This is a genomic window from Caldisalinibacter kiritimatiensis, assembly GCF_000387765.1.
Lineage (GTDB): Bacteria > Bacillota > Clostridia > Tissierellales > Caldisalinibacteraceae > Caldisalinibacter > Caldisalinibacter kiritimatiensis.
Map to the genome: position 1 here is coordinate 1 of NZ_ARZA01000246.1, position 252 is coordinate 252.

Consider the following 252-nt stretch of genomic DNA (forward strand, 5'->3'; position numbering starts at 1 on the left):
ATTTAAAGCCTACTGAGGAGCAAAGTATTATATTAGGTAGTATGTGCAAATCTTCAGCAAAGCTTTGGAATGTAGCAAATTATGAGAAAAGAAATTATAAAGAGCTTGGTTTTGAAAAATATCCTAACTGGTATGCCCAAAAGAAAAGACTTAAAAGCAATTTTTGGTATAAAAATCTACCCAGTCAAACAGCCCAGGAAGTGCTTAATATCCTTGAAAAATCATGGAAATCTTTCTTTAAACTAAAAGGAA

1 protein-coding gene is annotated in these 252 nt (G+C 31.3%); it reads left to right on the top strand.

From position 1 onward, the window contains the following. Positions 1-252: transposase (locus L21TH_RS14630; RefSeq protein WP_034429964.1), on the top strand; the 252-nt coding region annotated here is incomplete at both ends.